Below are 5164 nucleotides of genomic sequence, written 5' to 3' on the forward strand. Positions count from 1 at the left end.
ATAGCCAAGCGCCAGCGACTGCTCGACGAAATAGCCGTAGGCGCCTGAAGATACCTGGCCGATCGGCGTGCCGTCGGTGAGGAAGATCGGCTCGCCGCCGGTCGCGTCGGCATCCCTGGCGTCGATCGACAGCATGATGAGCTCATCGCGTACCGGCTTGCCGGCGATGGCAGCGTAGGCATCGCGGTTGAGGAACGCGCCCTTGTCCAGTTTGACAAGGCGATCGAACTTGACCTCCTGCGGCCAATATTCGGGCGAATATTCGCGGCTCCAGCTGCCATAGCCCTTCTCGACGCGCAGCGACATCAGCGCGCGCGAGCCGACCGGTCCGGCGCCGACTTCCTTGCCGGCCTTGAGTAGCGCGCCGTAAAGCTCGACCTGGTCAGTGGCTTCACAATGCAGTTCCCAGCCAAGGTCGCCGGTGAAGGACACTCTGAGCGCCACCACATCGATGCCGGCGACGGTGGTCCGGCGCGACTGCATGAAGGGGAACGCCTCGTTCGACAGATCCTCATTGGTCAGGCGCTGCAGCAGGTCGCGCGAACTCGGTCCCGCTACGTTGAAGCCGCAGAGGTCCTCGGTGCGCGAGCGGAACGTCGTGCCCTCGGGCAAGGGGACGGCCTTGAAGAACCGTAGATGGAAGCGCTCGGCCATGCCGGAGCCGATGACCATGAATTCGTCGTCCGCGAGCCTGGTCACGGTGAAGTCGCCGGCGATGCCGCCGCGTTTGCCGATCAGCGGCGTGAGGCAGGAGCGGCCGATCTTTGTCGGCATGCGGTTGGCGAACAGCGCATTGAGCCAGGCCTCGGCACCAGCGCCCTTGACCTCGTATTTGGCGAAATTGGAGATGTCGATGATGCCGGCGCGTTCGCGCAGCATGCGCGCCTCGCGGCCCACCGGTCCCCACCAGTTCTGGCGCGTGAAGCCGATCGTCTCCTCGCGCGGCTCGCCCTCGGCGGCGTACCACAGCGGGTGCTCCCAACCGAAATTGAGACCGAAAACAGCGTTCATTCCCTTTTGCATGTCGTAGGCAGGCCGGGTCCGCACCGGCCGCCCGGCGGCGCGTTCCTCGTTGGGGAAGTGGATCTTGAAGCGATGGCTGTACTGATCCTGGACGCGGGCCTTGGTGAAGGCCTTGCCGGCCCAGTGGCCGAAGCGCGCCATGTCCCAGGCGAACATGTCGAGCGAAGGTTCACCCTCGATCATCCACTCGGCCGCCAGCTTCCCCATGCCGCCCGACTGCGAGAAGCCGGGAATTATGCCGTTGCAACAGAAATAGTTGCTCAGTTCGGGCACCGGTCCGAACAGCACGGCACTGTCCGGCGACCAGATCATCGGTCCGTTGATCACCTTTTTGACGCCGGCGGTGCCGACGGCCGGGACGCGCGCGATCGCGCGCAGCATGTTCTCTTCGATACGGTCGAGATCGTCGGGAAACAGTTCATGGCCGAAATCCAGCGGCGTGCCGTCCTCAGCCCAGAACTTCATCTTGCGCTCATAGGCGCCGATGAGCAGCCCCAGGCCTTCCTGGCGCAGATAGTACTCGCCATCGCGATCGGCGACCGAAGGCAGCCGGCGGCCCATGGCCGCAATTTCCGGGATGGTCTCGGTGACGAAATACTGGTGCTCGGTCGGGATCAAAGGCAGTTGCAGGCCAGCCATCGCGGCGACCTCCCTGCCCCACAGGCCGGCGGCGTTTACCACCCATTGTGTGTGGATGTCGCCCTTCGGCGTGCGCACGATCCAGCTGCCGTCGGGTTGCGCCTCGGTGGCGGTGACCGGCTTGAAGCGATGGATCTCGGCACCGCGCTGACGCGCGCCGGCGGCGTAGGCGGCGGTGACGCCGGACGGGTCGACATTGCCGCCTTCCGGCTCGTACATGATGCAGCGTATGCCGTCGAAGTCGACCAGCGGATGCAGCCGCTCCGCCTCGTCGCGCGCGACTTCGTAGAAATTCATCTTGTAGCGCCGCGCCTTGGCTTCCTGGAGCCTCAGCTGATGCTCGCGCGCCTCGGTCTGGGCCAGATAGAGCGAGCCCGGCTGAAAGATGCCGCAGCCCTGGCCGGTCTCGGCTTCCAGTTCCTTGTAGAGCGCCATGGTGTAGTGCTGGAGGCGGCTGATGTTGGTGGAATCATGCAGGCCGTGGATGTTGGCCGCCGCGTGCCAGGTGGAGCCGGAGGTCAGTTCGCTGCGCTCCAGAAGGACGACATCCGTCCAGCCGAACTTGGCAAGATGATAGAGGATCGAGCAGCCAATCAGACCACCGCCGATGACGACGGCTTGTGCATGAGTACGCATGTTTCTTCCCTTGGTTCGGCGACTTTTCTTCTTTGCGCTTTCGAGAAGCGCCTTGGAGATCTGTTTGGCTGGCTGGTCAATCAGAGTCGCCCAGTGACCCCCCAGGGGCGCAACATGCGCCCCTGGCTTTTTTTGCCGTGACCGGCCCGGCCTAGGCCTTGTCGAGCCAGACCTTATCCAGCTGCAGTTCGAATGTCTGATGCATGCCGAGGTTCTTCACATAGGTCGCATGGTGCCGGTAAAGCGAGCGCCAGAACGCCTGGACGAGGATGCCGGAGTCCTGCAGGATGAATTCGACGTCCTTCATCAGTTCCTTGCGCTTGTCGACATCCGCCATGGCGAGCGCCGCGTTGAGCTTCTTGTCGAATTCCGGGTTGGCGTAGCCGGACTCGTTCCAGGCCTCGCCGCTGCGATAGGCGATCGCCAGCACCTGGACGCCGAGCGGCCGCATGCCCCAATCGGTGGTCGACCACGGATATTTCGTCCAGTCGTTCCAGAACGACGAACCTGGAATGATGGTTCGCTTGACCTTGAAGCCGGCCTCGCGCATCTGCGCGGCGACGACGTCGGCGGGGTCCTTCACATAGTCCGCATCGTAGGAGATCAGCTCGAACTCGTGATCCGTCTGGCCGGCCTCGGCCATCAGCGCCTTGGCCTTGGCGAGATCGCGTGGAACTTTCGGCAAAGCGTAATATTCCGGATGGATCGGGCAGACATGGTGGTTTTCGGCGACCTGTCCAAGGCCGCTATAGCCGAGCTTCAGCACCGTCTCATTGTCGACCACGAGCTGGATGGCGTTGCGCACCCGCTTGTCGTCATAAGGTTTGTTGGTCACATTGGTGCGCAGCACGATGGTTCCGGCCGTGACGACCGGCTCCTTGACCAGGCCCATGCTGTCATAGAGGTCGACCGTGCCGCCCACCGTCTGGTAGTTGCAATCGATCTCACCGGCCTCGAAGGCGCTGGCGATGGCGGGGTTGGACGCGTCCGATCCGTAGTCGGTCCAGTCGACGCCATCGAGATAGGGGTCGCCCCCAAACCAGGTGAAGTCCTTGCGTCGCCGCACCGCGGCCGATTCGCCGACCTTGTATGAGATCAGCTCATAGGGGCCGGTGCCGGGCGTCTTGAGCATGTCGCCGCCGTCCTTGTCGAAGTCGCGATGGACGATGATCGCCGGATAATCGGCAAAGCCCGGAATGATCGTGACGTCGGACTGTTGGCATTTCAGCTTCACCGTGTGGTCGTCGACCTTGGTGATGGCGCCGGCTGCCGCTTTCTTGGTGGCGGGATCGATGAGGGAGTTCATGCGCCCGGCCATCGAATTGCCTTCGGCCGCCTTGTCGCACCAGCGCTCGATGTTGTGGACGATGTCGTCGGCGTTGAAGTCGTCGCCATTCGACCACTTCACGCCCTTGCGCAGATGCAGCGTATATTCGACAGCGTCGTCGCTCACCTCCCAGCTTTCGACCAGGTGGCCCTCGAAGGTGAAGTCGGTGGTGTAGCGGATCATGTAGTCGTTGCACTGGCGCATGACATTGGCGATCTCGGACCAGTCCCAGGAGCGCGGATCCTTCATTTCCTTGATGATCATCTGCATCTTCAGGATGCCGCCCTTCTTGCCCGGCTCCAGTGCGGCGGCCTGCGCAGGCGACGAGCCGATCATTGAATAGGCGAACGCCGTGGAAGCGCCCATCGCGCTCGCCATGGCAAGAAACTCGCGGCGATCCATGCCGCCCTTCCTGACTTCGTCTGCGTAGCTTTCGATGACGGCCGGGACGCGGTCACCGTTGCTCTTGAAAATCGTCATTGTGATTCTCCGGTTTGGGCTTTCCGCCCGTTACATTCCCCTTGCGTGGAAGATGTTAGAGGCGATGCAAAAATCCCGGAAGGGCTTGAGCCCCGGCAAACGGCCGAAAACCAGCCAATAAGACCTAAAAAAACGAAGCCATTGGCGTGTCAATTTTTGAGTTGGAGAATTCACAAGGGGGTAGGACGAACAGCGCTTAAGCGCCATCCTCCTGCGCCCGCAGCAGAATCCATTCCCGCACCGTGCGCGCGATGGTCCCCTTCGAAAGCTGGTTTTCGGTGAGGTAGTAGTTCCACGGACTGGCCGGCCGGACCGGGAACGGTTCGACAAGCAGTCCCCGCCGCAGATACGCGTGGGCAAGCGAGCGCTGGGTCGCGACGAGCCCTGCCCCCATGGCGGCCAGCTCAAGCGCGATGTTGGAAGCGTTGGTCGTCAGGCCCTTGTCGTGATCGTCCATGTCGACGCCCAGTGCCGACGTGACGACCTGCCAATATTCCTGGCGGCCATGCACGAAGATCCAATCGACCTTGAGTATATCCCGAGGCAGCTTCAGGGCGCCCTCGCCATCCAGCAGCGTCGGCGCGCACAGCAGAACCAGCTCGTCGTTCCACAATGGAAGGCCCGCGGGCGGACGGTCGTCGAAACGCCGCGTCGAAATGGTGATGTCGGCGATCTGCTCGCTGAGGTCCTCCCAGATCGTGCCATGCAGCACGATCTCGATTTCGGGATGTTTCTTGCGAAAGGCGGCCATGCAGCCCGCCAGCCAGTTCTCCGCCAGGCTCATCGGGCAGGAGACGACCACCGTGCGGTTGCGCGACGAAGTCACGATCGCCTCCGTCGCCTGGTCGATCTGATCGAGCGCCTGCCGCAAGGTGGGAAGGAAGGCCTCGCCCATTTCGGTGAGCTTGAGACTGCGCGGATAGCGGATGAACAATTGCCGGCCGATATAATGTTCAAGCGCGCGGACATGCGTGCTGACCGCTGCCTGCGTGTATCCGAGCTCCTTGGCGGCCAGGGTGAAGGAGAGGTGCCGGGCCGAACTCTCGAATGACCTGATAT

General features: G+C 62.7%; 3 protein-coding genes. All 3 read right to left on the minus strand.

Annotated elements, in window-relative coordinates:
* Nucleotides 1-2298: FAD-dependent oxidoreductase (locus tag EN984_RS22135; RefSeq protein WP_164765574.1), on the minus strand; the 2298-nt coding region annotated here is incomplete at its 3' end.
* 151 nt (nucleotides 2299-2449) lie between these two features.
* Entirely contained in the window at nucleotides 2450-4105 is a 1656-nt protein-coding gene (locus tag EN984_RS22140; RefSeq protein WP_127269656.1) for an ABC transporter substrate-binding protein, read from the minus strand.
* A gap of 196 nt (nucleotides 4106-4301) precedes the next feature.
* Nucleotides 4302-5162, minus strand: a complete 861-nt coding sequence (locus EN984_RS22145; protein ID WP_245480098.1) for a LysR substrate-binding domain-containing protein — start codon at nucleotides 5160-5162, stop codon at nucleotides 4302-4304.
* Nucleotides 5163-5164: the final 2 nt, after the last annotated feature.

It is taken from the genome of Mesorhizobium sp. M7A.F.Ca.CA.004.12.1.1, from assembly GCF_003997835.1.
Classification (GTDB): domain Bacteria; phylum Pseudomonadota; class Alphaproteobacteria; order Rhizobiales; family Rhizobiaceae; genus Mesorhizobium.

What these genes read in the sequence shown, in the direction of transcription:
- EN984_RS22140 (WP_127269656.1), bottom strand. Translation starts at nt 4,105, where the DNA reads ATGACGATTTTCAAGAGCAACGGTGACCGCGTCCCGGCCGTCATCGAA.